The sequence below is a fragment of the Streptomyces sp. NPDC101118 genome, assembly GCF_044759445.1.
In the GTDB taxonomy this organism is placed as follows: domain Bacteria; phylum Actinomycetota; class Actinomycetes; order Streptomycetales; family Streptomycetaceae; genus Streptomyces.
The window spans coordinates 31521-58466 of the sequence record NZ_JBIVZG010000008.1 but is presented as its reverse complement, the minus strand read 5'-3'; the positions used below and the strand labels follow the sequence as shown (position 1 = coordinate 58466).

Here is a 26946-nt window from a genome sequence, read left to right as displayed (position 1 = left end):
GGCGCCCGCGGACCGGACTCAGTCCGCCGCGCCGCGCAGGGGGGTGCCGCCGGCCGGTTCCGGCCCCGGGGGCACCCCCCGCTCCCACTCCAGCCCGTACCGCTGGAACAGCTCCGCCCGCAGCCGCTGCACCGGCATCGGCGCCCCCGGCAGCAGGACGGCGAAGACCGCCCCCATCAGCAGGGCGCGCAGCAGCGGGTAGTCCGTGTCCACCGAGGGCGAGCCGTACGCCGTGACCGTCCCCCGCAGCAGCTCGGCGAGCCGCTGCTGCTCGGGGCACTGCACGAAGCCCTCGGCCGACAGGATCCCGGCCATGTGCGTGCGCATCAGCACCGGCTGCTCCAGAGCCAGGCCCAGGATCGCGTCGACGGCCCGCGCCAGCAGCTCCCGTCCGTCCTCGGTGCGGGGCTCCCGCTCCAGCGCCGCCGACAGCGTCCGGTGCATCAGCCGGTGCACCGCCGACTGCAGCAGCTGCCGCTTCCCCGGGAAGTAGTACGAGACCAGGCCGCGTGCCGCGCCCGCCCGGTCGGCGATGTCCGCGAGCGTCGTCGCCTCGTAGCCGCGTTCGGCCACGAGTTCGACCGTCGCCTGCAGCAGCCGCTCGCGAGAACGTCTGCGCAACTCTTCATTGACCGACGGGCTGCGCGGGGACATGCTTACTCCTGCGTTGACTGGCTCGCAGCCAATATACTCAGCGCACACCACGCCGGGGCACTTGCCGGTGCCCTGTGTCGTGGGCGGGGGCCGGTTCTGGGCGACGCGGGGGATCGTCCAGAACCGGCGCCGGAAGCCCTCCCCGCACGGGGCGGGGCGCCCGCGCACACCGCAGCCCAGCACCCTGACGCACGAGGCAGCCCCGCGCCCTGACGCAGGCCGCAGCCCCGGGTCAGGCACTCGTCCGCCGGGCGCGCGGGCGCTCGTACGCCGCGGCCGCCAGGCAGACCAGGGCCGCACCCAGCAGCCAGCCGCCCAGCACGTCCGAGGGCCAGTGGACACCCAGGTAGACCCGGGTGAACCCGACGCCCAGCACGGACACGGCCGCGAGCACCACGGCCCAGGGCGGCCGCCCGCAGGCCCACAGCAGCAGCCCGCACACCACCGCCGCGGTCATCGCGTGCCCGGACGGGTACGCCGCGAACTCCGCCGAGGCCACCGGGTCGGGCCAGCGCGGCCGGGACCGGCCGACCAGCGCCTTCAGCGCGTGCTGGACGCCGGTGGCCAGGAGGGTGACCACCGCGACGTACAGCGCCCGCCTCCGGTCGCCCCGCCGCAGCAGCCACAGCACGGCCGCGGCGGCGAGCAGGCGCATGGTCCACGGGTCCCACACCCAGTCGCTGAGCAGCCGGTTCACCCGGGTGAAGCCGGGGTGCGCCAGGGCGTGCCGGTGCAGGGCACCGGCCACCCGGACGTCGAAGGAGACCAGCGGCCGCCAGCGGACGGCCACCAGGACCGTCAGCAGCACCGCGAGACCGAGAACCGCCAGACCCGTCCGAAGGAACACGCGCATGCCACCAGATCCTGGCCCATCCGGAGCGCCGATGCCGCCCACGGCACCGCGGGGCACGCGGCCGGTTCCCGTGGGGAAGGAAGAATCCGGCGGGGGAAAGGCTCGGAAGAGGACGCAACGCCCGCCCCCCGCCTACCCCAGTGCGGTGAGTCCCGGCACGAAGGTGACCAGCAGCGGCACCACCGGGACCAGCGCGGCGGCCGCGGTGAGCCGCAGCCGGTGCAGGGCGGTGAGCCGGGGCGCGGCGGACAGCAGCCGGTTCACCCGCTGCGGCACGTGCGCCTGCGGCGTGGGACAGGGCCCGAACACGCCCTTGTCCTCGTTGAGTTCGACCAGCGCCAGCGCGATCGTCAGCCGCCCGTACCGCCGCGAGGCGACGTCGTCCGCCGCCAGCTCCACCAGCCGGTGCATCTCGGCGCGGAACGCGGCGAACACCGGGACCTGCGGGAACCCGCCGGCCAGCGCCTGCCCGCAGTGCAGCAGCCAGTCGTGCCGCGCCGCCGCGTGACCCTGCTCGTGCGCCAGTACGGCGTCCAGCTGGCGCCCCTTGAGCCGGTTCAGCGCCGTCGTCGTCACCACCAGCTGCGGAGCCGCACCCGGCAGCCACCACGCCTCGGGCCGCGGAGCCTCCAGCACCACCATGCGCCCTGCGCTCGCCTCCTCGCCGGGCAGCAGCGGTGCCCGGACCAGCAGTTCGGCCCGCCGCGCCCGCCGCCTGGCCCGCGCCCGCAGCACTTCGACGGTGAGCATCGCACCGGTCCACAGTCCGCCCAGGGCCAGCAGCAGCGCCGTACCGGCGGCCCACGGACCGCCCGCGCCCAGCGCGTACGCGTCCACCACCCCGTGGGGCGCGACGGCGAACACCCGGCCGCGCACCGCCTGCCACGCGGCGGCCGCGCTCAGCACCATCGACAGTCCGAAGCACAGCAGCACCGCGGCCACGACGCACTGCCACACCCAGAGCGCCACCACCGGTTCGCGATCGGTCCAGTCGGCGCGGGCCAGCAGCCGGGGAGCGACGAGAGCGGTCAGGACGCCGAGCACGAGGAGAACGGCGGGGACCATCATGTCCGCCAGCCTATGAGCGGGACCCTACCCCCGGGTATGGCCCCGGCCCCCAAGTGACGGACGCCACGCCGTCTCCGTCAGGTCGCAGGTCCGCACGAACCCTCACAGGCCCACCAGCATCGCGAACATCCCCATCCCCATGGCCAGTCGGCAGGCCTCCGCGACCTCGCCCCGCGCCCCGCCCGGTACGCGGCCGGCCCCCGGGGCACCGCGATCCGCGCCCGCACCACCACTCGCGCCCGCGCCCGCACCGCCACCCGCGCCGAGACCAGCCCCGCCCCTGGCCGCCACCGGCAGGAGCCGCACCCCGCCGCGCAGCACGTACCCCGCGTAATAGAGGAGCAGTACGCCCGTCAGCAGCGGCACGCCGCCCGCCCCCGGCACCGCGTGGTGGGCCGCCCCGCCGGCTGCGGGCACCGCCGCCATCGCCGCGACCACGTACACCATCGCCAGCGATCCCACCGCGTGGTGCACGTGGTGGCTCCGCCGGCAGTCCGGGCGGCGCAGCCCCCACAGGGCCCACGTGCCCGCGCCCAGGAACACCCCGCCCAGCAGCAGCCGGCTCCACTCCGGGGACCACAGGGCCGCCGCGGGCACCGCCATCGCCGCCATGCCGAAGGCCATCAGCGCCTCCGCCCCCGCCCCCGCGCGCTCCTCGGCGGCTCCGGTGCGCAGCCGCACCAGGCAGTAGCCGCCGCTCGCCGCGCACAGCAGCACGAGCAGCCAGGCGGTCGTGGTCGTCCCGTGCACGGCGCGGCCCCCTCCCCGGTCGGCGGTGTCGTACGAGACACCCGATCCACAAGGAGAGGGATGCCCGGCCGGCCGGGGGCGCACGCGGGCGCGCGGGAGCGCCGGGGAGTGAGAAGGGGCGGGAGAGGGACGGGAAGGACAGGAGGGGCGGTAGGGGCGCGAGCGGGACGGCACGGAACATGCGAGGCGGCCGTGGCCGGGGCCGGGCGGAACGGCCGGATGGCCCCGTCCGGCCGGCCCCGCCCCCGGGTTAGGCTGCACGGAGCCCGGCACCACCGCACGCGAACGGAGATCCACCATGGACGCCAGCGCCACCCGCACCGAGGCCGCCCCCACCTTCCGGGACGCGGTCCCCGCCGACGTGGCGGACCTGGTGGCCCTGGTCGAGTCGGCATACCGCGGGGACGCCAGCCGGGCCGGCTGGACCACCGAGGCGGACATCCTGGAGGGCCAGCGCACCGACCCGGAAGGCGTCCGGGCGATCGTGGACGCCACCGACAGCACGCTGCTCGTCGTCGAGCGCGAAGGCCGGATCATCGCCTGCTGCCAGCTGGAACACCGCGGGGACAGCGCGTACTTCGGCATGTTCGCGGTGCGCCCGGAACTGCAGGGCGCGGGCCTCGGCAAGCTGATCATCGCCGAGGCCGAGCGCCGGGTGCGGGACGCCTGGGGGGCGGGGGAGATGCAGATGACCGTCATCTCCGCCCGCGAGGAGCTGATCGCCTGGTACGAGCGCCGGGGTTACCGGCGCACCGGGAAGACCAGCCCCTTCCCGTACGGGGACGAGCGCTTCGGCATCCCCCAGCGTGACGACCTGGAGTTCGAGCTGCTCGTCAAGGCCCTCTGACCGGGCCCGTCCGCGGGTCCGCCCACCAGGACCGCCGAGCGGGACCGCCGAGCGGCCCTCCGGCTAGGCCGTGAACCGGCCGGTCAGCCGGATCTCGGGGAAGTCGGTCACCGCGCCGTCGAGTTCGAGGGCGCGCACCAGCCGCAGCTGCTCCTGGGTGTTCACGATCCAGCCGACCACCCGCAGGCCCGCCGCGTGCGCCGACTCCACGGTCTCCAGCGTCAGCCGGCGGATGTTCAGCGCGACGGTCTCGGCACCGGCCGCCAGGGCCCGGTCCACGATGTCCTCGCCGTACCGGCTCGCGGTGAGGGTGAGGCGTACGCCCGGCACCAGCCGGGCCATCTCCCCGAGGGCCGCGTCGTGGAACGAGGACACCTCCACCCGCGAGGTCAGGTCGCGCCGCAGCATCACCTCGGCCAGCGCCTCGGCCACGGGCAGGTCCCCGATCTCGGCCTGGAGCGGGGCGCGGACCGCGTCCAGCACCTCCTCGAAGACCGGGACGCGTTCCCCCTGCCCGGCGTCGAGCTCCCGCAGTTCGGCGAGGGTGAGGTCGACGACGGCACCCGAGCCGTCCGTGGTGCGGTCCACCTCGGCGTCGTGCATGACGACGAGGGCACCGTCCTTGCTCAGCTGCAGATCCAGTTGGACGAGGTCCATGCCCGAGCGTTCGGCGCGGACGAACGACCGGAGGGTGTTCTCGGGTTCGGCGCCCATGACCCCGCGGTGACCGATGGTGAGGAAAGTCAAGGTTCTCTCGCTTCCGTCGACGGCGGCTCCCGCGCGGCGGCCCTGACCGCCCGCGCGGTAAGGAGGCAGCGTAATGGGCCGTGCGCGGGTTGAGACCGTCCGTGCACGCACCGTCCTCATGCCCTTTGGCCAGTACCCGCCTGCCCCCTTCCGTCCGCCGGACCCCAGCGGCGCGCCACCGCGTCACCCGGGCGTGGGCGCGTCCCCGCCGCCTTGACGCGGGACGGCCCCCGGACCCGTACGCCCCACCGCGCCCAGACCGTCGAGGTCGGCCAGCAGGGCCTCGGCCAGCTCCAGTTCGGCCAGATGCTGACGCTCGCTCCAGCGCAGCGCCAGCTCCGGAAAGGCCCATTCGGACGTGCCGGCCGCCTGCGCGCGGGCCTCGCGCACCTCCGCGAGCCCCTCCCGGGTGCGCCCGACGTGCTCCTCGACCATCGCGCGCAGCCGTGCCGGATCGGCCAGATGGCCCAGCCAGACCCGCAGCAGCACCCCGTGCTTGAGCACCGGAGGGCCGGCCTCGGCGGTGTCCGCGGCCCATTCCGCGAGCGCCTCGCGGCCCTCGGGCGTGATGGCGTACCGGCGCTTGGTCCGCGGCTCCTCGGGCCCCGAGCGCTCGGAGGCCGCGTAACCGAGTCCCTCCAGGCGGCGCAGCTCGGCGTAGATCTGGCTGATCGCCGGGGACCAGTAGAAGAAGCGCAACGAGGAGTCCGCCCACTTCTTCAGCTCGTAACCGGTCCGCTCGCCCGGGAAGGACAGCAGGCCGAGCACGGCCCAGGCGGTCGGCGGCAGTTCGGGGCGCCGCGCGTCTTGCTTCTTTCGCATCTGACTACTAGTCATATGACGAATTGAAGTAAGGCCGGGCACGGGACGCAACCCCCTGGAGGGCGCCGTGAAATTCTCCGTCATCTTCGAAGCGCAGCTGGCCGATCCGACGGTCGAGCGCGAGCACCAGGTCATCCGCGACTGCGTGGAACAGGCCGTGTTCGCCGAGCGGATGGGATTCGACCGGATCTGGGCCGTCGAGCACCACTCCCTCAAGTGGTACGCCCACATGTCGGCACCCGAGGTGTTCCTCACCTGGGTGGCCGCGAAGACCAGCACCATCCGCATCGGCCACGGCGTGGTCTGCATGCCCTTCAACTTCAACCACCCCGTCCGGGTCGCCGAGCGGGCCGCGATGCTCGACCTGCTCTCCGGCGGGCGGCTCGACCTGGGCGCGGGCCGCGGCGGGACCGAGCAGGAGACCTCGCTGTGCGGCGTCGACCGCGACCGCACCGTCCAGGAGGTCGAGGAGGCCCTGCGCATCATCGGCCGGGCCTGGCAGGAGGAAGAACTGGAGTACCACGGTGAGCTGATCGACATCGACCCGCACCCGGTACTCCCGCGGCCCCGCCAGACCCCCCACCCGCCGCTCTTCCTCGCGTGCAGCCGCAACGACACGCTGGTCCAGGCCGCCGAACTGGGCGTCGGGGCGCTGGTGATGGGCTTCGCCGGACCCGAGTCCATCGCGGCGATGCGGGCGGTCTACGACGGCGCCCTCGCCGCCCGGGACGGCTCCCGCGCGGTCTCCACCGTCCTCAACGACCACTTCTCCGTGCTCTGCCCGACCATCGTGCTGGACGACCCGGCCGAGGCCCGCCGGATCGGGATCCGCGGACAGCGCTTCTTCGCCCAGGCCATCGGCCACTGGTACGGCGGGGCGGGCGTCCCCGACGAGGCGGTGGTCGAGGGGAGCGACGAGGCGGCCGAGATGCGCAGGGCGGCCGAGCAGGTGGTGGCCCGGCTGCACGAGCTGGACATCCCGGTGCGCCCGACCTCCACCGCCACCTTCAACGCGGACCACGCGTACGGCGGCGCCGAAGACGCCATCGCGTACGTGGAGCGGCTCAGGGACGCGGGCGCCGACGAGATCATGTGCCTGATCCAGATGGGCACCGTGCCTCAGGAGGCGTGCCTGGAGACGCTCCGGCAGTGGGGCGAGAAGGTCATCCCGCACTTCCGGGGCGCGTGAGCGCGTGCGGGACGCCGAGGACACCGCCATGACCCCACCCGACCCCACTCCGGCCCACCCCGGCGGAGGACGTCGGTCCGCCGTACCCCCGGCCGCCGTACGCCCGGCCGCCGTGCCCGCAGCCGCCGTACGCCCGGCCGCCGTGCCCGCAGCCGCGGTGCCCCCGGCCGCCGTGCCTGCGGCCGCCACGCACCGCCCGCCCGGTGACGACCGACTGTCGCCGCTCGCCCGGGCCTGCGCCGACGCCCTCGCCGCCGCCTTCCCCGACCTCGGCGGCAGCGTCACCGACGCCGCCGAGGCCCGCCGGATCCTGGCCGCCGCGCCCCGCCCGCCCTCCGGTCCGCCGGCTGTCGGCTCCGTCCGGGACGCCCTGATACCGGGCCCCGCCCCCGACGGGCCGCCCCTGCCGGTACGGATCTACCGCCCGGACCCCCTGCGCCGGCCCGGCCCCCGGCCGACCGTGGTGTTCTGCCACGGCGGCGGCTGGGTGCTGTGCGACCTGGACACCCACGACACCACCGTCCGCGAGCTGTGCCGGGCCTCCGGCGCGGTGGTCGTCTCCGTGGGCTACCGCCGTGCGCCCGAGCACCGGTTCCCGGCCGCCGTCCACGACGCGTACGCCGCCCTGTGCTGGGCGGGCCGCCGGCTCGGCTCGCTGGGCGGCCACCCGGACGCCCTGGTCGTCGCCGGGGACAGCGCCGGGGGCAACCTGGCCGCGGCCTCCCTGCTGCTCGCCAGGGAGCGCGGCGGGCCCCGGGTGGCGCTGCAGGTGCTGGTCTACCCCGTGCTGGACGCCGCCGGGCGCGGGGGCTCGTACGAGCGGAACGCGACGGGCTACTTCCTCACCGCCGCGCACGTGCGCTGGTTCTGGGAGCAGTACCTGGGGCCCGGCGGGGACGGCGGGCACCCCCTGGCCTCCCCGCTCGTGGCCGGAACCGAGGGGTTGCCGCCCGCCCACGTGGTCACCGCCGGCTGTGATCCGCTGCGGGACGACGGGGCCGCGTACGTACGGGCCCTGCGCGCGGCCGGGACGCCGGCCCGGGAGGACGCGTACCCCGGCATGTTCCACGGGTTCCTCGCCCTGGCAGGGGTCCTTCCCGAGGCCGGGGCGGCCCTCGACGGCATCGGCGAAGCCATCGCGGGGACGGTGACCGACGGGAAGAATTTCACCGGAGCGGGGGGTGACGCAGGATAATTTATTGATCCTCCTCTTGAGCAGGAGAGCCTCATATGCATACGCTGCATTGACGTGAGGTTCTCCTGTGGAGGAAGTGACATGACGGAAACTCTTGTGCAGGGTGCGGGCGGTGGCGTGATAACCGCCGGTATGCGGGTGGTGGACCACCCCGCGTGGCCCGTGCTCAAGGCCGCCGTGGAAGAGATCCGCCCTTGGCAGTCCAAGGACGGCTCCATCGACTTCGAGGCGGCGGGCGCCCCCAGCCGCGCCACCGCCGAGGCCACGGTGGACCGCGTGATCGGCGCCGTCGAGGAGATCTCGCCGCTGCTGCCGCACACCGCCGCGTACCACCGGGCGCTCGTCTCCGACCTGCGCAAGTGGGTCGCGGGCGGCTTCCAGGTGCCGGACTTCCTCGACTCCCTGCTGGCCTTCCAGCCGGCCGCCGAGCGCGCCGACGGCCTGCAGCACCTCGTGGTCTTCCCGATGTACACGCAGAACGGCAACCCGGACCGCAACCTGGAGGCCGTCGCCCTCACCATGGTGTGGCCCGAGTGGCTGGCCGAGCTGGAGCGCACGCGCTACGACAACCCGCTCTTCCTCGGCATCACCTTCCAGGACTTCACCGCGGGCTACGACACCAACTCCGCGGTGCTCTTCCCCGAGACCATCGCCGTGCGCGAGGCCCCCGAGCGCTTCAGCTGGGGCGGCATCTTCTGCGACCGCGAGGCCGCCCGCTTCCGCCGCGTCACCGAGGCGGCCGTCGACACCCTCGGTCTGGAGCTGCCGGCCGACATCGCGACGATGCTGGGCGACCAGGACCGCTGCGAGAAGGCCTTCGTCCTGTGGGACATGGTCCACGACCGCACCCACAGCCACGGCGACCTGCCGTTCGACCCCTTCATGATCAAGCAGCGCCAGCCGTTCTGGATGTACGGCCTGGAGGAGCTGCGCTGCGACCTCACCGCCTTCAAGGAGGCCGTGAAGCTGGAGGCCGAGGGCAACGAGCACGGCCGGGACGTCCAGTACGCCGTCCTGTTCGACCGGATGTTCCGCTTCCCGCTCTCCGGCGACCGCAACCGCAACTACGACGGCCTCGGCGGCCAGCTGCTCTTCGCGTACCTGCACAAGCACGACGTGATCCGCTGGACCGACAACAAGCTGAAGATCGACTGGCAGCGCGCCCCGCAGATCACCAACCAGCTCTGCGCCGAGATCGAGAAGCTCTACCGCGACGGCATCGACCGCCCGAAGCTGGTCCACTGGTTCAAGGCGTACGAGCTGGTCTCCACCTACCTCGCCCCGCACCCGGGCTCCAAGTGGGCCAAGGGTCCCGACGCGCTCGACCTGACGCAGCCGCCGCGCAAGCTCGTGGACGACGTGCTTCCGGACGAGTTTCCGCTCAGCATGTTCTTTGAGGCGCTCTCGAAGAAGCTCAAGGACGTGATCGCCTCGACCAAGGGCATCACGGCGCAGAGCGCCGAGCGGGCCGCCGCATGAGCGCTCGCGCGGAGGAGGCTGGGATGGACGGCAACGGCAACAACGGCTCCCTCGCCGGAGCGGTGATCGCGGTGGCCGGTGCCGCCGGACCCGCCGGCCGGGCGGCGCTGCTCAGGCTCGCCGAGGCGGGCGCCACCGTGGTGGCGTCGGACGCCGACCCGGCCCGCCTGGCGGAGGCCGTCGACGCGGCGCGCTACGCGCACGGCGGCGCCACCGTCATCGGCGACACCGTGGACCTGCTGGACCTGGAGGCCACCCGCGAGTGGGCCGCCCGCACCGAGAAGGAGTTCGGGCGGGTCGACGGCCTGATCCACCTCGTCGGCGGCTGGCGCGGAGCCAACTCGTTCACCGAGTCGGACCCCGAGGACTGGAACTTCCTGGAGAAGCTCCTGATCCGCACCGTCCAGCACACCTCGATGGCCTTCCACGACGGCCTGCTGCGCAGCGACAAGGGCCGCTACGTCCTGGTCAGCCAGGTCGGCGCGCACAAGCCGGTGGCCAACAATGCCGCGTACAACGCCGGCAAGGCCGCGGCCGAGGCGTGGACCCTGGCGATGGCCGACTCCTTCCGCAAGGCGGGGGGCGAGGACGGTCCGGGCGCCGCTGCTGCGATCATGGTCATCAAGGCACTGGTGCACGACGCCATGCGCGCCGAGCGCCCCAATGCGAAGTTCGCGGGCTTCACGGACGTCAAGGAACTGGCTGAGGCCATCGTCGGCGTCTGGGACCGGCCCGCCTCGGAAGTGAACGGACAGCGTCTGTGGCTCACCCCGCAACCCTGAGGACCGACGCCCGCCGGCACCATGATCCGGCGGTGCGCGGTTTCGCCAGCGACAACTACGCGGGAGCACACCCGGAGGTCCTGGAGGCGATCGCCCTCGCCAACGGGGGCCACCAGGTCTCCTACGGCGAGGACGAGTACACCGAGCACCTGCAGAAGGTCATCCGCAGCCACTTCGGCCCCTACGCCGAGGCCTTCCCGGTCTTCAACGGCACCGGCGCCAACGTCGTCGCCCTCCAGGCGATGACCGACCGCTGGGGTGCGGTGATCTGCGCCAAGACCGCCCACATCAACGTGGACGAGGGCGGCGCTCCGGAGCGGATGGCCGGCATCAAACTGCTGGCCGTCCCCACCCCGGACGGCAAGCTCACCCCCGAGCTGATCGACCAGGAGGCCTGGGGCTTCGAGGACGAGCACCGGGCGATGCCGCAGGTCGTGTCGATCACCCAGAACACCGAGCTGGGCACGGTCTACACGCCGGACGAGATCAAGGCCATCTGCGACCACGCCCACTCCCTCGGGATGAAGGTCCACCTGGACGGGGCGCGGATAGCCAACGCCGCGGCCTCGCTCGACGTGCCGATGCGCACCTTCACCAACACGGTGGGCGTCGACGTGCTGTCGTACGGCGGCACGAAGAACGGCATGCTCTTCGGCGAGGCGGTGGTCGTGCTCAACCCGGACTCCGTCCGGCAGATGAAGCACATCCGCAAGATGTCCATGCAGCTGGCGTCCAAGATGCGCTTCGTCTCCGTCCAGCTGGAGGCGCTGCTCGCCAAGGACCTGTGGCTGCGCAACGCCCGCCACGGCAACGAGATGGCCCAGCGGCTGGCCGCCGGCGTCCGCCAGGTCGACGGGGTGGAGATCCTCTACCCGGTGCAGGCCAACGCGGTCTTCGCCAAGCTGCCGCACGAGGTCACCCGTCGCCTGCAGAAGCGTTTCCGCTTCTACTTCTGGGACGAGGCCGCCGGCCACGTCCGCTGGATGTGCGGCTTCGACACCACGGAGGAGGACGTCGACGGCTTCCTCCAGGCGCTCAAGGAGGAGATGGCCCGCTGACGCGAGCCGTCACCCCCGACAGCTGAATAGGTATGCCCTGCACCGGAAATGTATTGATCTCCGGTGTGGGGCATTCCTATGCTCGCGCCCATGGAACCGATCCAGCTCGACCCGGACATCCACGCGTACCTGGCTGCCGACGAGGCCATCGACCACCAGCACCCCCTGGTGCGTGACACCTCGGCCACCCTGTGGGCCCGCACCGGCGACGCACATTCATACGCGGAAGCGGCTTTCGACTTCGTCCGCGACACCATCCCGCACTCCGCCGACAGCGGAGACCTCCGGGTCACCTGGCGCGCCTCCGACGTCCTCGCCCTCCGCACCGGCATCTGCTACGCCAAGTCCTTCGCCCTCGCGGCGCTGCTGCGGCACCGGGCCATCCCCACCGCCCTGTGCTATCAGCGGCTGACCGAGGACGACGGCTCGGCCCCCGTCGTGCACGGCCTGGTCGCCCTCCGGCTGCCGGGGGAGACCCGCTGGGCCCGCCAGGACCCCCGCGGCAACGCCCCGGGCCTGGACGCCCGCTTCAGCCTCACCGAGGAGCGCCTGGCCTTCCCGGTCCGCCCGCACCTCGGCGAGACCGACTACCCCGAACTCCACGCGAGCGCCCCGGCACCGGTCCTCGACGCCCTGCGACGGGCGACGGACCGTACCCACCTCTGGAGCCTCCTGCCCGCCTCGCTGGACGGGGGTGCGGCGCTCACGTCGCCGACGGCCGCGGCTGCTCCGGCGGAACAGAGCTCTCGGCGACCGCCATCCACTGGTCGAGGTCGGCCTGCGTGAACTCCGTCCACGGCGGGATCCCGGGGAGCTGGCGGAGCAGCTCGTAGGCCTGGGGGATCTGGTCGCCGCGGATGACCGGGCAGTGGCAGCCGGCGATGACCTCGGCGTCCAGGCGCTGGAAGTCGCCGACGACCGCCCCGAACTTCTGCGCGTCCAGCAGTGCGACCCAGGGGGAGACCAGGGTCCCGCCGAAGAACTGGCCGTCGCGGAACGCGTCGGGGGAAAGCTCCGCCGTCTCGGCCATGGGGGCCGGCACGTTCGTCGCGAAGGTGTCCACGGCCCACAGCACGCTGGACTTCGTGTCGAAGAGGGCGCGGGTCGTGGGGTTGTCGTACAGGGGCGGCCGCTTGGCGACCAGGGTGCGGTCGCCCGCGTCGATCGTGTCGCCGTCGGTCATGAAGCGGCACCTGTTGATCGGGGTCTCCCACTCCTCGGCCATCCGGCCGATGGAGAACCAGGTGGTCAGCAGGGTCGCGTTCGGGCATTCCGCGAGGACCGCCAGGAGGTTGCCGGCGTGGTCGCGGTCGTCGTGGGTGAGGAAGATCCACCGTACGTCCAGGGGATCCACGACGGACCAGGCCGCCTCCAGCCACTGGGCGCGCACCGCGGGCGCCCCGGTGTCCACGAGGACCGGTTCGCTGCCCCGGATCACCATCGAGTTCATCGGGAAGTGGCCGACGGGCGGGGCCTCCAGGGCCCACGGGATGACGAACGTCTCCTCGGCGATCTTGTAAGGCTGCAGAAGGTCGAAACTCTCCAGGGTCGTCATGGCCGCCCTCCCTAGACCGGACTCGCGGCAACTCCCATGAATCCAGTCCAGCCCCGCCCCGGCCCGCCGTCAAACGCGGCGGTCGTGCCGGGCGTGGTTCACGGGGCGGGGGGCCGGTGGACGAAGCCGGTCAGCGGGGTCAGGGTCTTCCAGCCGAGGGTCTCGTAGAGTGCGCGGCCCTGGACGGTTGCGCCCAGGGTGGCAGTGGTCGCGCCGTGCTCGACGGCGGCGTTGGTGAGGGCGCTCACCACCAGCGTTCCCAGGCCTCGGCGCTGGTGCGCCTCCTCGGTGATGATCTGGTCGAAGACGCAGGCGCCGGCCGTGAGGCCGGTCTGGCCGCGCGCGGCGAGCGTCCCGTCGGCGGCCAGGACGCGGACGTTCGTGACGCCGTCGGCGGTCTCGGTGGCGACCGTGTAGCCGTCAGGGGCCCGGACGGTGGCCGGGCGCAGGTCGACGGCCATCAGGAAGCCGGGGTCCGTCGGCTCCCAGGCGAGCGGGAACCACGGCTGCATGACGTCCGGTGCCAGGAAGGCCTTGATCCAGGTGGCCGGTTCGGTGACCGAGCCGACCAGATCCCGCGCGGTCTCGGCGTCGGTGTCCAGCAGGACGTGGCGGACCGGCTGGTCGGGCAGCCCGACCCGGATGCTGAGCCCCCACGGCGTGTCGACCGGCTTCGGCGTCCGCCGGGAGACGGTCCACCCCTCGACCCACGAGCGCGCTGCGTCCCACATCCGGGCACCCCTCCGAGTAATGACCGACACTGGAACTCGGATATTACATAGGCGGGGTGGTGGCTGTCCGTGGCTTCCGTGGCTCCGGGCCCCGCCCGGCCCCGCCGGCGGGACCGAGGCGTTCGGGGGCGTCGGCGTGGTCCGCTTGACCCGCCGGAGAGTCGGCCGCAGAGTCGGGATGCGTGCCGAACGGGCGCCGGCACCGCTCCCGGGGCGGGGCACGCCCGCCCCGGGTGCCGTGCCGGCCTTGATCCCAGGGAGCTGCTGTGCCGATGGTCGTCGATCTGATCGTGATCGGCACGGCGATCACGTTCGGACCGCTGCACAACAGCGCCTGCATGCTGCTGCTCACCTCGCGCCGGGGTGTGCACAAAGGCCTCGCCTTCCTGCTGTCCTGGCTGGCCAACCTGGTCGTGGTGATCGCCTGCGTGCTCCTGCTGACCGGCGGGACGCCGCCCGAGCGCCACAGCACGCCGTCGACCGCCGCGGACGCCGCCAAGCTCGCGATCGGCGTGGGCCTGGTGCTGTTCGGCGCCTACCGGCTCCGGAAGCCGGCCCGCCCGCACGGGCCACCACGCTGGAGCACCCGCATCGACCAGGCGTCCCTGGGCACCTCCGCCGCACTCGCCTGGCTGCTCCAGCCGTGGGCCATGGTCGCCGCCGGAGCGGCCATGGTGGTCAACGCCGACCTCTCCTCCCTCGCCGACTGGCTCGCCCTGACCGGCTACTGCCTGCTGGCCACCCTCAGCATCCTGGCCATGCAGCTGTACATCGTCTGGGCGCCGGCCACCGCGGGGACCCGGCTCAGCGCGTTGCGTACCTGGCTCGAAGAGCACCAGGCGCAACTGGTCGTCATCCTCTCCCTGCTGGCCGGCCTCTGGCTGACCGCCAGCGGCATCTACGCGCTCGTGTGAGGCGACCGGCCTGGTCTACGGCCGGTCCTGCGGTTCGGGCACGGGGCGTGGTGCCGCGGCGTTCGCGGGCGCGGGCCCGGGGGCTGTGTCGGGCGAAGGGGCCGGGGGGCGGGCCAAGGCACGGTGGAGGGCGGCCGCCGCCAGCTGCACCGCGCCGATCGCCGCCAGCAGCCAGGCCGGGGGGAGCGCCGCGCCGAATCCCGCGGCGGCGGCGCCCGCCGAGGCCGCGGACATCTTCAGTCCGGCGCCGAGGGTGAACACCTGCTCCCGGGCCCCGTCCGGCGCGTGGTCGGCCCGGATCCGCAGGGTCGCGGCCAGCAGCGGCCCGTCGCACACACCGGCCACCGCGAACAGGGCGGCCGCCACCGGGAGCGACGGCGCCCAGGACGCGGCCACCAGCGCCAGACCGGTGCCGGTCATCGCGTACTCCGCCAGCCGCCCGGCGGGCAGCGACAGGCGGGTCAGCCCCAGCGCACCCGTCAGGGCCCCCACCGCGAACGCGGTCATCAGCACGCTGCCGGAGCCATTGCCGCCGCCCAGCCGGCAGGCGAGCAGCACCGCGGTGGTCGTCAGGGCCCCCAGCCCGAGGAAGGCCAACGAGGTGGCGGACGTGATCGCCCGCAGCTCCCGCACGCGCCACAGCGCGATCAGCCCCGCGGCCACGACCCCGCCCTGACCGGTCGCCTTGCCCGGCCCGCCTGCCGGCCCGTCCGGAGTCCCCGACTTGCCCGTGCCGTCCCGGCGGCCGTACGGAAGGAGGGCCGCCAGTGCGGCGCCCAGTCCGGCGGCGGCCGCCAGGGCCGCCATCGACCACGCGCTCGAGCGGGCGGCGGCGATCGTGCCGACGACGGCCGGGGCCGTGACCGAGGCCGCGTTGTACGTCGCCGCGTCCCACGCGTACGCCCGGTCCCTGACCGGACCCGCCGGGATCAGGCGGGCCACCAGACTCGACAGCGCCCCGGTCACCACCGGCCCGCACGCGCCGCCCGCCACCGCCACCGCGGCCACCACCGCGGCGGGAGCCCGCCCGACCAGCAGCGCCAGCCCCGCGAGCGCCGTGCCGAAGCCCACCAGGGCCCCGGTGTAGAACAACCGGGGCCGCCGGGCCCGGGCCGCCACCGCTCCGGCCAGCGGCGCGGCCAGCGCGTGCGGCGCGGTCCACGCGGTGAGCACGAACGCCCCGTGCGCCGCCCCGCCCGTACGCTCCACCGCCAGCAGCACCAGCGCGAGCCCGACCCCCTCGCCCGCGAACCGGGCGGCCAGCGCCGTCGCCAGATATCCCCTCAGCACCGCAGGACCGCGCATCCGCATCCCCTCCCCGCGTCGGCGGCGCGCCCGGCCGACGGCCGCGTAACGCCTTGATGCAACAAGACATTACACTCGGCGGTGTGAAGGGATTCGACCCCGCCCAGCGCCTCGTCGACCTCGCCAACGAGGTCCGCGTCACGCCCGAAGCCTCCCGCGAGGCACTCGCCGCACTCCTCGCCCGGCACGGCGAGCGCGCCGACGACCTGACGCCCGAGGCCTTCTCGGCGGCCGACGCGGCCGAACTGCGCGCCGCTGCCCGCCGGATGGGCGAGGTCCTCGCCGAGACCGACGCCGACCGCGCCGCGGCGGCGCTCAACGCGCTCTTCGAGGTGTGCGGGGCCCGCCCCCGTGTCACCCGTCACGACGGCCACGCCTGGCACCTGCACGCCGACCGCGAGGACGCGGGGTGGGGCGACTGGTTCCTCGCCGCCGGCGCACTCGCGCTCGCCTCGGTCCTCACCGAGTACGGCCGCGTCGCCTGGGGCGCCTGCGCCGCCGCCCGGTGCGGCGCGTACTTCCTCGGCACCGGCCCGGGCAGCGCCCGCCGCTACTGCTCCGCCGCCTGCGCCTCCCGGGAACGCGTCGCGGCCCACCGCCGGCGCCAACGCGCCGGACAGTGAGCCGCGTACGTACGTTCTGCCGGGGAACCCCGGCTTCGACCGGAGGCCGGCCCGGCGGGTCCGTCAGCCCGCCTCGCGCACCTCGGCCGCCGTGGGCGCGGAGCCGCCCAGGTGGGCCGGGAGCCACCAGGCGCCCTGCGCGTCCGCCGGGCGCACCGGGTACGCCCGCTGTGCGGCGTCCAGCAGCTCCTGCACGCGCTCGCGCAGGCGGCGGGTCAGCGCGCCCGCGAACTGGTCCGTGGGCGCCTCCATCGGCTCGCCCACCCGCATCGTCACGGGGATGTGACTGCGCTTCAGGTCCTTCGGGCGGCCCTTGGTCCACAGCCGCTGCGTGCCCCACAGTGCCACCGGGATCACCGGCACGCCGGCCTCCTGCGCCATGCGCACGGCACCGGACTTGAAGCTCTTCAGCGTGAACGACTGCGAGATCGTCGCCTCGGGGAAGACGCCGATGATCTCGCCGGACCGCAGCGCCGCGAGGGCCTGCTGGTACGCCTCCTCGCCCTGCTTGCGGTCCACCGGGATGTGCTTCATCGCACGCATCAGCGGTCCGGACACCTTGTGCCGGAACACCGACTCCTTGGCCATGAAGCGCACCAGCCGCTTCGACGGACGCGCGGTCAGCCCGGTGAAGATGAAGTCCAGATAACCGATGTGGTTCGACACCAGCACCGCACCGCCCTTGCGCGGGATGTTCTCGGTGCCCTTCATGTCGATCCGGATGTCCAGCGCGCGGAACAGTGTGTGCGCCGCACCGATCACCGGGGGGTAGACCAGCTCTGCCATCGTGGGGAGACCCCTCTTTCTGCCTGGGGCGGTGCTCCCGGCGGGAAGTTACGCCAGCGTAGGTACCGGCAAGGGGATCGTGCCCCATGGGAGCGCCGCTGACCAGTCCAGACGCCCCTGGCCGGCGAGATTCTCGTCACGCTGCGAAACCTGCCGGGAATCGCGCGGTCACCGGGCGCGCTGAACCCACCGTACGGAACGGGGGACAATCGTCTCTGCGGAAGGCCCAGACGGCCCCTGAACGAGCGAAGGAGCACGGTGCGCGTGGACGCGACGACCGCCGGCGGTGCGCGACGGCTGGGAGCGGCCGAACTCGGTGCGGAGCCGGGCCGACGCGCCACGCTCGTGCAGTTCTCCAGCGCCTTCTGCCAGCCGTGCCGGGCCACCCGCCGGATCCTCGCCGAGGTGGCCGGCCTGGTCCCGGGCGTCGCCCACGTCGAGATCGACGCCGAGGCACGCCTCTCGCTGGTCCGCGAGCTGGGGATAGCGAAGACGCCGACGGTCCTGGTGCTCGACGCGTCCGGGACCGAGGTGCGGCGGGCCGCCGGTATGCCGCGCAAGGCCGACGTCATCGCCGCGCTCGGCGCCGTGATCTGACCGGGCGTTCGACCTGCCGCACGGCCACGCGCGCGGACCGCGTGCACGACCAGGCGCACGACACACACGACCCCACGCGCGCCCGGGCACATGACCCGGTGAAGGCTCGTACGTTCGTACGGGAAACCGGTGCTCGCTCCTGGACGCTCCGTGACGCCGCTCGCATCTCGCCGAAGCGGCTTGACTGCACCTGCCAACGATCGACAGGCTGACCGCATGCGGTCAGAACTCCTTCTCCACCGGCGGGTCCACATCGACCTGCTCCGGTACGCGAGCGCCTCCTGTCCGGGCTGCTGAACGCCCCCGGACCCGCTCGCAGCCACCAGCAGAAGGACCCGCCATGACCGCTCCGTCCGTACTCGCCGCCACCGCCGGCGGCCCTGCCGCCGACGCCGGCCTCCCCGGCTCGCCCGAGCTGCTGCGCTCGGTCTTCCGCCGGCACGCCGCCGGCGTCGCGGTGATCACCGCGGCCGACGGGGAGCGCCCGTTCGGCTTCACGGCCACCTCGCTCAGTTCCGTGGCCGCCGAGCCGCCCCTCCTGTCCTTCTCGGTCGGGACCGGCTCCTCCAGCTGGCCCGCGATAGCCGGGGCCGGTCACGTCGGCGTCCACATACTCGGCGAGCACCAGCGCGAGCTGGCCGCCACCTTCGCCACCAGCGGCGCCGACCGCTTCGGCGCGGGCACGGCCTGGCGCACCGGGCCCGAGGGCGTGCCGCTGCTCGACGGGGTGCTGGCCTGGCTGGTGTGCCGGGTGGTGGCCCGGGTGCCGGCCGGCGCGCACCGTGTCGTACTCGCCGAGGTCGTCGCGGGCGACCCGGCGGGGGAGGGCCGTCCGCTGCTGTACCACCAGGGCCGTTTCAACGGCCTGCGCGACTGAGTCGTCCCTGCACAGGACCGGTTTTCCGGGGTGCCGGGCGGCGTTGGCAAGGTCACAGTTCGGTGAGCTTGCTTCCTGGGGAAAGCCAGGGTGTACTGACGAGTAACATTTCGTTCGGAGCGCGGGCCGCCCCGACCGGGATCCGCCCAGTAAGGCGCCTATGCTGCCTGCACAGGGCAGCAGCCAGAAAAGACGATGCAGTAGGAGAGCCGGCGTGAGCTTGAGGATCGTTGTCTGTGTGAAGTACGTGCCCGACGCCACCGGCGACCGGCACTTCGCCGATGACCTGACCGTCGACCGGGACGACGTCGACGGCCTGCTGTCGGAGCTCGACGAGTACGCCGTCGAGCAGGCGCTGCAGATCTCCGAGGAGTCCGACGACGACGTGGAGATCACCGTCCTGACGGTCGGCCCCGAGGACGCCAAGGACGCGCTCCGCAAGGCGCTGTCGATGGGTGCCGACAAGGCCATCCACGTCGAGGACGACGACCTGCACGGCACCGACGTCATGGGCACCTCGCTGGTGCTCGCCAAGGCGATCGAGAAGGCCGGCTACGACCTGGTCGTCACCGGCATGGCCTCCACCGACGGCACCATGGGCGTCCTCCCGGCGATCCTGGCCGAGCGCCTGGGCGTCCCGCAGGTCACCCTGCTCTCCGAGGTCAAGGTCGAGGACGGCACCGTCACCGGCCGCCGCGACGGCGACGCCGCGAGCGAGCAGCTGGAGGCCTCCCTCCCGGCGCTCGTCTCCGTGACGGACCAGTCGGGCGAGGCCCGCTACCCGTCCTTCAAGGGCATCATGGCCGCCAAGAAGAAGCCGGTCGAGTCCTGGGACCTCTCCGACCTGGAGATCGAGGCGGACGAGGTCGGCCTCGAGGGCTCCTGGACCGCGGTCGACTCGGCGGCCCAGCGTCCGGCGCGCACCGCCGGCACGATCGTCAAGGACGAGGGCGAGGGCGGCAAGCAGCTCGCGGAGTTCCTCGCGGGCCAGAAGTTCATCTAAGGACTTCGGTCACCCCAACCGCCCCCTCATACTTCGCAATCGCAGGAGAGCAGTCCCATGGCTGAAGTTCTCGTCTACGTCGACCACGTGGACGGTGCCGTCCGCAAGCCCACCCTCGAGCTGCTGACGCTGGCCCGCCGCATCGGCGAGCCCGTCGCCGTCGCCCTGGGCGCCGGCGCCGAGGCCACCGCCCCGGCCCTGGCCGAGCACGGTGCCGTCAAGGTCCTGACCGCCGACGCCCCCGAGTTCGCCGACTACCTCGTCGTCCCGAAGGTCGACGCGCTGCAGGCCGCGTACGAGGCCGTCTCCCCGGCCGCCGTGCTCGTCCCGTCCTCCGCCGAGGGCAAGGAGATCGCGGCCCGCCTCGCGGTCCGCATCGGCTCCGGCATCATCACCGACGCCGTCGACCTGGAGGCGGGTGACGAGGGTCCGGTCGCCACGCAGTCCGCGTTCGCCGCGTCCTTCACCACCAAGTCCCGTGTCTCCAAGGGCACCCCGGTCATCACCGTCAAGCCGAACTCGGCTCCGGTCGAGGCCGCCCCGGCCGCCGGCACCGTCGAGGCGCTCGCCGTCTCCTTCGGCGCCCTGGCCACCGGCACCAAGGTCGTCTCCCGCACCCCGCGCGAGTCCACCGGCCGCCCCGAGCTGACCGAGGCCGCGATCGTGGTCTCCGGCGGCCGCGGCGTCAACGGTGCCGAGAACTTCTCGATCATCGAGGCGCTGGCCGACTCGCTCGGTGCCGCCGTCGGCGCCTCCCGCGCCGCCGTCGACGCCGGCTGGTACCCGCACTCCAACCAGGTCGGCCAGACCGGCAAGTCGGTCTCGCCGCAGCTGTACATCGCGTCCGGCATCTCCGGTGCGATCCAGCACCGCGCCGGCATGCAGACCTCGAAGACCATCGTGGCCATCAACAAGGACGCCGAGGCCCCGATCTTCGACCTCGTCGACTACGGCGTGGTCGGCGACCTCTTCCAGGTCGTCCCGCAGCTGACCGAGGAGATCCAGTCCCGCAAGGGCTGATCCGCCGGCTCTGCCGACCTGCTCGACCTGCTCGACCTGCCTGACCTGCGCCGCCTGACCTGCGCAGACGCTGAGCCCCGGGGCCGCGTGGTGAACATCACCGCGCGGCCCCGCGGCTTTTGCGTGGTACGCCCGGAGCTCCTGTGGGCAAGCATTGACGGAGCGGAATGCCCTGACTAAATTCTGCTATGCGGATCAATGCTTCCGTGAAGCGGAAAATAGGAGTGTGCAGGATGGGTCAGCAGGAGAAGGTGGCAACGAGCCTCGCAGGCGCGGTCAGCGAGCGCGTCAGCGCCTCGCTCGCGCCGGTGGACGCGGAGCTCGCGCGCCGCTACCCCGGGGACCCCGGCACCCGCCAGCCGATCCACACCGTCTACGTGCCCGGCGACGTCTTCACCGCCGGCACCATCCGCTCCTGGGGCGACCAGGCCCTCGCCGCCCTCGACGAGCACGCCCCGGACGCCTCCACCTTCGCACGCGTCCTCGGCATCTCCGACGAACTCGCCGGCCCGGTCTACGAGCGCGTCCGCGCCAAGCTCCGGAGCGAGCCCATCGAGGACCTCCGCGTGGACTTCGAGGACGGCTTCGGCGTCCGCTCCGACGAGGAGGAGGACCAGGCCGCGGCCCGCGCCGCCCGCCTGGTGTCCGAAGCCTTCGCGAACGGCACCAACGCCCCGTACATGGGCATCCGCATGAAGTGCATGGAGTCCAACGTCCGGGACCGCGGCATCCGCACCACCGACGTCTTCCTCTCCGGCCTGCTGGAGCACGGCGGTCTGCCCGAGGGCCTGGTGCTCACCCTCCCCAAGGTCACCTACGCCGAGCAGGTCTCCGCCTTCGTCGAGCTGCTGGAGGCCTTCGAGACCGCCCGCGGGCTGCGCCCGGGCCGCATCGGCTTCGAGATCCAGATCGAGACCAGCCAGTCCATCCTGGCCTCCGACGGCACCGCCACCGTCGCCCGCATGATCGACGCCGCCAAGGGCCGCGCCACCGGCCTGCACTACGGCACCTTCGACTACAGCGCCTGCGTCGGCGTCTCCGCCGCCTACCAGTCCAGCGACCACCCGGCCGCCGACCACGCGAAGGCCATCATGCAGGTGGCGGCCGCCGGCACCGGCGTACGCGTCTCCGACGGCTCGACCAACGTGCTGCCCATCGGCAGCACCGAGCACGTCCACGAGGCCTGGAAGCTGCACTACGGCCTGACCCGCCGCGCCCTGGCCCGCGCCTACTACCAGGGCTGGGACATGCACCCGGGCCACCTGCCCACCCGCTACGCCGCCGTCTTCGCCTTCTACCGCGAGGGCCTCGACGCCGCCGCCGCGCGCCTCAAGGCGTACGTCGCGAAGATCGAGGGCGACGTGATGGACGAGCCGGCCACCGCCAAGGCCCTCGCCGGCTACCTGGTCCGCGGCCTGGACTGCGGCGCCGTCGGCGCCGACGAGGTCACCGCCCGCACCGGCCTGTCCCGCGCGGAACTGGACGCCTTCGCCATCCCGCGCCGCTCGGCCACCCTGAAGTAACCCCCGCCCCGGGCCCGCCCCGGGACGCCTCGAACCCGGCGGGGCCGGCCGGTGCACGAACACCGCCCGGCCCCGCCGTCGTACGGTCACCCCGTGCCGGTCACCGCGCGGCGCGGCCCGCGTCGGCCGCGTAGTCGGGCAGGGCCACGGTGGTGCTGGCCCGCTGGCCCAGCCTCAGCATGCCGTTCAGGAGCGGGCGCCGGGACAGCAGGCCGTTGCGGAGGCATATGCCGGCGGCGGTGGCCGGGGCGAGGAACCTCCCCATCCGGCCGGCGCCCGCCTGGCAGCCCTCGGCGTACCCGCGGAGCCGGCGCTCGTAGCGGGCGAAGGCCGTCCGGTGGTCGCCCCGTGCCCGCGCGAGTTCGCCGGCCAGGACGTACGCGGCGACGACCGCCGTTCCCGTACCCATGCCGCCGATGGTGGCTCCGCAGGCGGCGTCGCCGACGAGGCACACGCGGCCCCTGGACCAGGTGACCACGTCCGCCCGGCTGACCGAGTCGAAGTACAGGTCGGGGGTCCGGCGCAGGGAGGCGAGCAGACGGGGCACCTCCCAGCCGAGGCCGGAGAACGCGTCGTCGACCAGCCGCTTCTGCTGCTCGGGGTCGTGCCGGTCGTACGACTGCTCCGGGGCGGCGAAGACGAAGAACGCCCCTGCCCTCGACGGATCCCGGTGGTCGGCGCCCACGGAGGCCAGCCGCCCCGGCGCGTTGTACCCGACCCAGCCCCTGCCCACCCCCAGGTCGTTGGGCAGCGCCCAGGTGGCGGCGTAGTGGCCGAGGTGGCGGACGCGTTGCTCGTCCGGTCCGAAGGCGAGGCGCCGGACGTTGGAGTGCAGCCCGTCGGCGCCGACGACGAGGTCGAAGTCGCGTGAAGCTCCGCTCCGGAAGTCCGCCCGCACGCCGGAGGAGGTTTCGGTGAGGTCGACGATCGAGTCGCCGAACACGTACTCGGTGCACGGGGCGCTGTGCTCGTGGAGCACCCGGGCCAGATCGCCGCGGAGCACCTCCAGATCGCCGCCGGCGAACGCGGCCGGCAGGTCCAGCCGCGTGCGGCCGTGTGCGTCGACGAAGCGCATCGGGCTGCCGCCGGTCTGGATGCGGCGCAGTTCGGGGAGCAGGCCCATGCGTTCCAGCACGGTCAGGTGCGTTTCGCCGCGGAAGTCGACGGCGCGGCCTCCCGGACGCAGGGCCGGGGCCAGTTCGACGACCGTGGGCCGGAAGCCGTGGCGGCCCAGCCAGTGGGCGAGCGCCGGGCCGGCGACGCTCGCGCCGGATATGAGGACGTTCCCGTTCAAGGTTCCCCCCGTCCACAACCGTGTCCCTCGGACACCGGTGTTTATTGCGTACCTTAGACGCAGTTGGGGGCGGGGTCGAGATCGCCGACGCACACGGCGACGGGCGCAGACGGCGACGGGCGCGGTCTCTGCGGGCCGGAGCCGCCCCGGCCGGACGCGCGCACGCGGACGGTCAGGCGGCCGGGGGGAGTTCGCCCGAGCCGCGGGGGACGAGGCGGGTCGGGAGTTCGATGCGTTCCGTCGGGAGGCGGGTGCCGGCGAGGCGGCGGAACAGGCGGTCCGTGGCCACCCGGCCCAGGGCCGCCGGGTCCTGGGCCACCACCGTCACGCCCGGGCGCAGCAGGTCGGCCAGTTCGAAGTCGTCGAAGCCCACCAGCGCCACGGCCCGGTCCAGGCCCGCCAGGACCCGCACCAGCGTCACGGTCACCCGGTTGTTGCCCGCGAACAGGGCGGTGACCGGCTCCGTTCCGGCCAGCATCGCGCGGGCCGCCTCCGTCACCGTCCGCGGATCGGTCGGGCCCAGCGCCACCAGCTCCGCCGGCACCGGCAGCCCGGCGTCCGTCATCGCCGCCCGGTAACCCCGCAGCCGCTCCTGGGCGGTGTGGATGTGCGGCTGGTCGCCGATGAACCCGATCCTCCGGTGGCCGTGCGCGACCAGGTGCGCCACGCCGTCCCGCGCGCCGCCGAAGCTGTCCGACAGCACCACGTCCGCGTCGATCCGGCCCGCCGGCCGGTCCACGAACACCGTCGCCACCCCGGCCCGCATCTCCGGCTCCAGGTACCGGTGGTCGTCCCCGGCCGGGATCACCACCAGCCCGTCCACCCGGCGCGCGCACAGCGCCAGGGCCAGCTCCCGCTCGCGGTCGGGGTCCTCCGCGCTGGACCCGTTGATCAGCAGCGCGCCGTGGGCCCGGGCCACCTCCTCCACCGCGCGGTTCAGCGGCCCGTAGAACGGGTCCGCCAAGTCCTCCAGGACCAGGCCCACCGTCGCCGTGCGCCCCTTGCGCAGCACCCGGGCGCTGTCGTTGCGCCGGAAGCCCAGCTCCTCGATGGCCTCCCGGACCCGCCGCTCGGTGTCCTGGGTGACGCCCGGCTCGCCGTTGACCACCCGCGAGACCGTCTTGAGCCCGACCCCGGCCCGGGCCGCGACGTCCTTCATCGTCGGCCGGTTCCCGTAGCGGGAGTCCTGGGGGTTCTGGGGCACGCGGGTCCTCCGGTCGATACGGGCGCCGATCTTCGAGGATAGTGCCCCGCCGACACACCCCGCGCGTGCCCGGATACCGTCGGTGCCGAGAGCCCCGGCCCGGTCCCGGGTTTCCGTGACAGGGTGTTGCGGGCAAGCCACAGGGGGCTTCGGATGAGGGGGACTCGTGATCGTCTGGATCAACGGCACGTTCAGCGCCGGGAAGACCAGCACCGCCCGCGAACTGACCGGGCTGCTCCCGGACAGCACCCTGTACGACCCCGAGGTGATCGGCGGCGTCCTGAAGCACCTGCTGCCGCCCAAACACCTCGACGAGGTGACGGACTACCAGGACCTGCCCATCTGGCGGCGGCTGGTCGTCGACGGCGCCGCGGCCGTGCTCGCCGAGGTCGGCGGCACCCTCGTCGTCCCGATGACCCTGCTGCGCCAGGAGTACCGCGACGAGATCTTCGGCGGCCTCGCCGCCCGCCGGATCGAGGTCCGGCACTTCCTGCTCACTCCAGAGGAAACGATCCTTCGGGAGCGGATCGCCCACCGGGAGGATCCGGACGTCCCCGACGCCGACAGGCAACTCCGCGTCCGCCAGTGGGCGTACGACCACATCCCGGCCTACCGCGAGGCGCTGGGAGGCTGGCTCCGCGCCGACGCCCACACGGTCGACAACAGCGCGCTGAGCCCCCGCGAGACGGCCGAGACCATCGCCGCCGCCGTGCGCGGCGGCACCTCCGGCTGCTGCGAGATCGTCCAGACCCCCGAACCGACCGGCGAGACCGTCGCCGCCGGCGTGCTGCTCTTCGACGACCAGGACCGCGTGCTGCTGGTCGACCCCACGTACAAGCCGGGCTGGGAGTTCCCCGGCGGGATCGTCGAGCCGGGCGAGGCGCCGGCCCGCGCCGGGGTCCGGGAGGTCGCCGAGGAGGTCGGCATCACCCTCGACCGGCCGCCCCGGCTGCTGGTCGTCGACTGGGAGCCGCCGCGGCCTCCGGCGTACGGCGGCCTGCGCATGCTCTTCGACGGCGGCCGCCTCCCGGCCGAACAGGCCCGCGCGGTACGGCTGCCCGGGCCGGAGCTGCGCGCCTGGCGGTTCGTCACCGAGAGCGAAGCCGCCGGGCTGCTCCCGCAGAACCGTTTCGACCGGCTGCGCTGGGCCCTGCGCGCCCGCGAGCGCGCCACCGTGCTCAACCTGGAGGCGGGCGTCCCGGTCGGCTGACCGGTCCGTGGGGCCCGGCCGGGCCCCCCCCCCCCGGCCCGCCCGGGCGCCCCCCCCCCGGGCCCCCCCCCCCCCCCCCCCCGGCCCCCCCCCCCCCCCCCCCCGGCCCCCCCCCCCCCGCCGCCCGCTACACCGCGGCCTCCGCCGCCTCCTTCAGCGCGGCGGCGGCCCCTTCGGTCACCGGGTCGCCGTGCCCGAAGCACACCGTGTCGGGAGCCAGCGCGGCCAGCCTGCGGAACGAGGCCAGCGCCCGCTCCCGGTCCGTGTTGAACACCCCGAGCATCACCTGCCCCACCCCCGCCACCGCGTCGCCGGTGAACAACACCCCGTGCCGGGGCAGGTGGACGCCGATGCTGCCGTCGGTGTGCCCGGGGGAGTGGACGGCGTACGCGCCGTCGCCGAAGCCCAGCTCCGCCCCGTCCTCCACCTCGCGGTGCACCGGCGTCGGCGGCGCCTCCGGCACCGACAGCCCGTGCTCGTACAGCGGCAACTCCCAGTCGAGCAGCACCGGTTCCGGCACCGGCTGCTCACCCCGGATCACCGGGGCCTCCAGCCGGTGGGCCACCACCTCCGCGCCGTACCGCCCGGCCAGCTCGCCGGCCGACCCGATGTGGTCGCGGTGGCAGTGGGTCAGCACGATGCGGCGCAGCCCCGCGGGGTCCAGACCGAGGGAACGTATCCCCTCCTCGATCTCCGCCGCCGACGCGAGGTTGCCGGAGTCGATCAGGGTGAGGTCGGTCCCGTCGCGCCACAGGTACGCCTGGCCGATCGGGAAACGGAACATGTGCAGCCGCGGAAGCACTTCTACGAGGTCCATGCCGCGACCGTACGGAGCCGCGGCGGCTCCGCACGGCCGACTA

At 73.7% G+C, this 26946-nt stretch carries 28 protein-coding genes and 1 pseudogene; 16 read left to right on the top strand and 13 right to left on the bottom strand.

From position 1 onward, the window contains the following. Positions 1 to 18: 18 nt before the first annotated feature. The 4 genes from ACIQUQ_RS15675 to ACIQUQ_RS15660 form a co-directional block, all read right to left on the bottom strand. Entirely contained in the window at positions 19 to 654 is a 636-nt protein-coding gene (locus ACIQUQ_RS15675) for a TetR/AcrR family transcriptional regulator (RefSeq protein WP_403975794.1), read from the bottom strand. 232 nt (positions 655 to 886) lie between these two features. Continuing rightward, positions 887 to 1507 carry a phosphatase PAP2 family protein gene (locus tag ACIQUQ_RS15670; protein ID WP_403975792.1) on the bottom strand — a complete coding sequence of 207 codons (621 nt, stop codon included), beginning with the start codon at positions 1505 to 1507 and terminating at the stop codon, positions 887 to 889. Between the two features lie 132 nt (positions 1508 to 1639). Further along, positions 1640 to 2575, bottom strand: a complete 936-nt coding sequence (locus ACIQUQ_RS15665) for a M56 family metallopeptidase (protein ID WP_403975790.1) — start codon at positions 2573 to 2575, stop codon at positions 1640 to 1642. Between the two features lie 102 nt (positions 2576 to 2677). After that, positions 2678 to 3325, bottom strand: a complete 648-nt coding sequence (locus tag ACIQUQ_RS15660; protein WP_403975788.1) for a DUF5134 domain-containing protein — start codon at positions 3323 to 3325, stop codon at positions 2678 to 2680. Positions 3326 to 3623: 298 nt separating this feature from the next. Here ACIQUQ_RS15660 and ACIQUQ_RS15655 point away from each other — a divergent pair, with 298 nt between their 5' ends. Continuing rightward, positions 3624 to 4172, top strand: coding sequence for a GNAT family N-acetyltransferase (locus ACIQUQ_RS15655; protein ID WP_403975785.1), 549 nt, complete (start codon positions 3624 to 3626; stop codon positions 4170 to 4172). A 63-nt stretch (positions 4173 to 4235) separates the two neighbouring features. On the opposite strand, the gene ACIQUQ_RS15650 is transcribed toward ACIQUQ_RS15655, so the two are convergent. Both ACIQUQ_RS15650 and ACIQUQ_RS15645 read right to left on the bottom strand, forming a co-directional pair. Further along, on the bottom strand, positions 4236 to 4919 hold the full coding sequence (locus ACIQUQ_RS15650) for a glycerophosphodiester phosphodiesterase (RefSeq protein ID WP_403975783.1): 684 nt from the start codon (positions 4917 to 4919) through the stop codon (positions 4236 to 4238). 183 nt (positions 4920 to 5102) lie between these two features. Beyond that, positions 5103 to 5741: a PadR family transcriptional regulator gene (locus tag ACIQUQ_RS15645; protein WP_403975781.1), complete on the bottom strand. Its 639-nt coding sequence runs from the start codon at positions 5739 to 5741 to the stop codon at positions 5103 to 5105. 67 nt (positions 5742 to 5808) lie between these two features. Between ACIQUQ_RS15645 and ACIQUQ_RS15640 the strand changes: the two genes are divergently transcribed. The 6 genes and pseudogenes from ACIQUQ_RS15640 to ACIQUQ_RS15615 form a co-directional block, all read left to right on the top strand. Beyond that, positions 5809 to 6930: an LLM class flavin-dependent oxidoreductase gene (locus ACIQUQ_RS15640; RefSeq protein WP_403975779.1), complete on the top strand. Its 1122-nt coding sequence runs from the start codon at positions 5809 to 5811 to the stop codon at positions 6928 to 6930. 28 nt (positions 6931 to 6958) lie between these two features. Next, the gene (locus ACIQUQ_RS15635; RefSeq protein ID WP_403975777.1) at positions 6959 to 8125 is read left to right on the top strand and encodes an alpha/beta hydrolase; all 1167 of its coding nucleotides are present in this window, start codon (positions 6959 to 6961) and stop codon (positions 8123 to 8125) included. Between the two features lie 81 nt (positions 8126 to 8206). After that, positions 8207 to 9604, top strand: a complete 1398-nt coding sequence (locus ACIQUQ_RS15630) for a DUF6421 family protein (RefSeq protein ID WP_403975775.1) — start codon at positions 8207 to 8209, stop codon at positions 9602 to 9604. Between the two features lie 23 nt (positions 9605 to 9627). Further along, on the top strand, positions 9628 to 10386 hold the full coding sequence (locus ACIQUQ_RS15625; protein WP_403975772.1) for an SDR family NAD(P)-dependent oxidoreductase: 759 nt from the start codon (positions 9628 to 9630) through the stop codon (positions 10384 to 10386). Next, the gene (locus ACIQUQ_RS15620; protein WP_403976272.1) at positions 10383 to 11444 is read left to right on the top strand and encodes a threonine aldolase family protein; all 1062 of its coding nucleotides are present in this window, start codon (positions 10383 to 10385) and stop codon (positions 11442 to 11444) included. The genes ACIQUQ_RS15625 and ACIQUQ_RS15620 overlap by 4 nt, the downstream gene beginning before the upstream one ends. Before the next feature lie 90 nt (positions 11445 to 11534). Continuing rightward, a pseudogene (locus ACIQUQ_RS15615) lies at positions 11535 to 12131 on the top strand (transglutaminase family protein); the annotation flags it as partial. Between the two features lie 16 nt (positions 12132 to 12147). On the opposite strand, the gene ACIQUQ_RS15610 reads toward ACIQUQ_RS15615, so the two are convergent. Continuing rightward, complete coding sequence (locus ACIQUQ_RS15610) at positions 12148 to 12999, bottom strand: MBL fold metallo-hydrolase (RefSeq protein ID WP_403975770.1); 852 nt, start codon at positions 12997 to 12999, stop codon at positions 12148 to 12150. A gap of 98 nt (positions 13000 to 13097) precedes the next feature. Then, positions 13098 to 13730 carry a GNAT family N-acetyltransferase gene (locus ACIQUQ_RS15605; protein WP_403975768.1) on the bottom strand — a complete coding sequence of 211 codons (633 nt, stop codon included), beginning with the start codon at positions 13728 to 13730 and terminating at the stop codon, positions 13098 to 13100. Positions 13731 to 14002: 272 nt separating this feature from the next. On the opposite strand from ACIQUQ_RS15605, the gene ACIQUQ_RS15600 reads away from it, so the two are divergent. Continuing rightward, positions 14003 to 14644 carry a GAP family protein gene (locus tag ACIQUQ_RS15600; protein WP_403975765.1) on the top strand — a complete coding sequence of 214 codons (642 nt, stop codon included), beginning with the start codon at positions 14003 to 14005 and terminating at the stop codon, positions 14642 to 14644. Positions 14645 to 14659: 15 nt separating this feature from the next. On the opposite strand, the gene ACIQUQ_RS15595 is transcribed toward ACIQUQ_RS15600, so the two are convergent. Next, positions 14660 to 15949 carry an MFS transporter gene (locus ACIQUQ_RS15595; RefSeq protein WP_403975763.1) on the bottom strand — a complete coding sequence of 430 codons (1290 nt, stop codon included), beginning with the start codon at positions 15947 to 15949 and terminating at the stop codon, positions 14660 to 14662. An 83-nt stretch (positions 15950 to 16032) separates the two neighbouring features. Here ACIQUQ_RS15595 and ACIQUQ_RS15590 point away from each other — a divergent pair, with 83 nt between their 5' ends. Continuing rightward, positions 16033 to 16572, top strand: coding sequence for a CGNR zinc finger domain-containing protein (locus ACIQUQ_RS15590; protein ID WP_403975761.1), 540 nt, complete (start codon positions 16033 to 16035; stop codon positions 16570 to 16572). A gap of 63 nt (positions 16573 to 16635) precedes the next feature. Here the strand turns inward: ACIQUQ_RS15590 and ACIQUQ_RS15585 are convergent, their stop codons facing one another. Beyond that, positions 16636 to 17358 carry a lysophospholipid acyltransferase family protein gene (locus ACIQUQ_RS15585; RefSeq protein ID WP_399948255.1) on the bottom strand — a complete coding sequence of 241 codons (723 nt, stop codon included), beginning with the start codon at positions 17356 to 17358 and terminating at the stop codon, positions 16636 to 16638. Between the two features lie 264 nt (positions 17359 to 17622). Here ACIQUQ_RS15585 and ACIQUQ_RS15580 point away from each other — a divergent pair, with 264 nt between their 5' ends. From ACIQUQ_RS15580 to ACIQUQ_RS15555, 6 genes are all read left to right on the top strand, one after another. Further along, a complete protein-coding gene (locus tag ACIQUQ_RS15580; protein WP_403975759.1) occupies positions 17623 to 17955 on the top strand; it encodes a thioredoxin family protein in 333 nt (110 codons plus the stop codon). A 216-nt stretch (positions 17956 to 18171) separates the two neighbouring features. Beyond that, positions 18172 to 18252 (top strand): putative leader peptide, encoded by an 81-nt coding sequence (locus ACIQUQ_RS15575; RefSeq protein ID WP_403976269.1) that lies wholly within the window; start codon positions 18172 to 18174, stop codon positions 18250 to 18252. A 43-nt stretch (positions 18253 to 18295) separates the two neighbouring features. Beyond that, positions 18296 to 18832, top strand: a complete 537-nt coding sequence (locus tag ACIQUQ_RS15570) for a flavin reductase family protein (protein WP_403975756.1) — start codon at positions 18296 to 18298, stop codon at positions 18830 to 18832. 214 nt (positions 18833 to 19046) lie between these two features. Next, complete coding sequence (locus tag ACIQUQ_RS15565) at positions 19047 to 19835, top strand: electron transfer flavoprotein subunit beta/FixA family protein (RefSeq protein ID WP_403975754.1); 789 nt, start codon at positions 19047 to 19049, stop codon at positions 19833 to 19835. 57 nt (positions 19836 to 19892) lie between these two features. Then, a complete protein-coding gene (locus ACIQUQ_RS15560) occupies positions 19893 to 20855 on the top strand; it encodes an electron transfer flavoprotein subunit alpha/FixB family protein (protein WP_403975751.1) in 963 nt (320 codons plus the stop codon). A 233-nt stretch (positions 20856 to 21088) separates the two neighbouring features. Then, positions 21089 to 22378 carry a DUF6986 family protein gene (locus tag ACIQUQ_RS15555; RefSeq protein WP_403975748.1) on the top strand — a complete coding sequence of 430 codons (1290 nt, stop codon included), beginning with the start codon at positions 21089 to 21091 and terminating at the stop codon, positions 22376 to 22378. A gap of 100 nt (positions 22379 to 22478) precedes the next feature. On the opposite strand, the gene ACIQUQ_RS15550 is transcribed toward ACIQUQ_RS15555, so the two are convergent. Both ACIQUQ_RS15550 and ACIQUQ_RS15545 read right to left on the bottom strand, forming a co-directional pair. Beyond that, complete coding sequence (locus tag ACIQUQ_RS15550; protein ID WP_403975746.1) at positions 22479 to 23672, bottom strand: FAD-dependent monooxygenase; 1194 nt, start codon at positions 23670 to 23672, stop codon at positions 22479 to 22481. Between the two features lie 172 nt (positions 23673 to 23844). After that, positions 23845 to 24831, bottom strand: a complete 987-nt coding sequence (locus ACIQUQ_RS15545) for a LacI family DNA-binding transcriptional regulator (RefSeq protein ID WP_403976266.1) — start codon at positions 24829 to 24831, stop codon at positions 23845 to 23847. Positions 24832 to 25042: 211 nt separating this feature from the next. Between ACIQUQ_RS15545 and ACIQUQ_RS15540 the strand changes: the two genes are divergently transcribed. Continuing rightward, positions 25043 to 26086 carry an NUDIX domain-containing protein gene (locus ACIQUQ_RS15540; RefSeq protein ID WP_403975744.1) on the top strand — a complete coding sequence of 348 codons (1044 nt, stop codon included), beginning with the start codon at positions 25043 to 25045 and terminating at the stop codon, positions 26084 to 26086. Between the two features lie 127 nt (positions 26087 to 26213). Here the strand turns inward: ACIQUQ_RS15540 and ACIQUQ_RS15535 are convergent, their stop codons facing one another. Then, positions 26214 to 26903: an MBL fold metallo-hydrolase gene (locus tag ACIQUQ_RS15535; protein WP_403975741.1), complete on the bottom strand. Its 690-nt coding sequence runs from the start codon at positions 26901 to 26903 to the stop codon at positions 26214 to 26216. Positions 26904 to 26946: the final 43 nt, after the last annotated feature.

Bases quoted from the DNA above. Each gene is read 5' to 3' on its own strand.
- ACIQUQ_RS15675 (WP_403975794.1), bottom strand. From the start codon at position 654: ATGTCCCCGCGCAGCCCGTCGGTCAATGAAGAGTTGCGCAGACGTTCT.
- ACIQUQ_RS15670 (WP_403975792.1), bottom strand. From the start codon at position 1,507: ATGCGCGTGTTCCTTCGGACGGGTCTGGCGGTTCTCGGTCTCGCGGTG.
- ACIQUQ_RS15665 (WP_403975790.1), bottom strand. From the start codon at position 2,575: ATGATGGTCCCCGCCGTTCTCCTCGTGCTCGGCGTCCTGACCGCTCTC.
- ACIQUQ_RS15655 (WP_403975785.1), top strand. From the start codon at position 3,624: ATGGACGCCAGCGCCACCCGCACCGAGGCCGCCCCCACCTTCCGGGAC.
- ACIQUQ_RS15645 (WP_403975781.1), bottom strand. From the start codon at position 5,741: ATGCGAAAGAAGCAAGACGCGCGGCGCCCCGAACTGCCGCCGACCGCC.
- ACIQUQ_RS15635 (WP_403975777.1), top strand. From the start codon at position 6,959: ATGACCCCACCCGACCCCACTCCGGCCCACCCCGGCGGAGGACGTCGG.
- ACIQUQ_RS15630 (WP_403975775.1), top strand. From the start codon at position 8,207: ATGACGGAAACTCTTGTGCAGGGTGCGGGCGGTGGCGTGATAACCGCC.
- ACIQUQ_RS15625 (WP_403975772.1), top strand. From the start codon at position 9,628: ATGGACGGCAACGGCAACAACGGCTCCCTCGCCGGAGCGGTGATCGCG.
- ACIQUQ_RS15610 (WP_403975770.1), bottom strand. From the start codon at position 12,999: ATGACGACCCTGGAGAGTTTCGACCTTCTGCAGCCTTACAAGATCGCC.
- ACIQUQ_RS15605 (WP_403975768.1), bottom strand. From the start codon at position 13,730: ATGTGGGACGCAGCGCGCTCGTGGGTCGAGGGGTGGACCGTCTCCCGG.
- ACIQUQ_RS15600 (WP_403975765.1), top strand. From the start codon at position 14,003: ATGGTCGTCGATCTGATCGTGATCGGCACGGCGATCACGTTCGGACCG.
- ACIQUQ_RS15595 (WP_403975763.1), bottom strand. From the start codon at position 15,949: ATGCGCGGTCCTGCGGTGCTGAGGGGATATCTGGCGACGGCGCTGGCC.
- ACIQUQ_RS15585 (WP_399948255.1), bottom strand. From the start codon at position 17,358: ATGGCAGAGCTGGTCTACCCCCCGGTGATCGGTGCGGCGCACACACTG.
- ACIQUQ_RS15575 (WP_403976269.1), top strand. From the start codon at position 18,172: ATGCGGTCAGAACTCCTTCTCCACCGGCGGGTCCACATCGACCTGCTC.
- ACIQUQ_RS15570 (WP_403975756.1), top strand. From the start codon at position 18,296: ATGACCGCTCCGTCCGTACTCGCCGCCACCGCCGGCGGCCCTGCCGCC.
- ACIQUQ_RS15560 (WP_403975751.1), top strand. From the start codon at position 19,893: ATGGCTGAAGTTCTCGTCTACGTCGACCACGTGGACGGTGCCGTCCGC.
- ACIQUQ_RS15555 (WP_403975748.1), top strand. From the start codon at position 21,089: ATGGGTCAGCAGGAGAAGGTGGCAACGAGCCTCGCAGGCGCGGTCAGC.
- ACIQUQ_RS15545 (WP_403976266.1), bottom strand. From the start codon at position 24,831: ATGAAGGACGTCGCGGCCCGGGCCGGGGTCGGGCTCAAGACGGTCTCG.
- ACIQUQ_RS15535 (WP_403975741.1), bottom strand. From the start codon at position 26,903: ATGGACCTCGTAGAAGTGCTTCCGCGGCTGCACATGTTCCGTTTCCCG.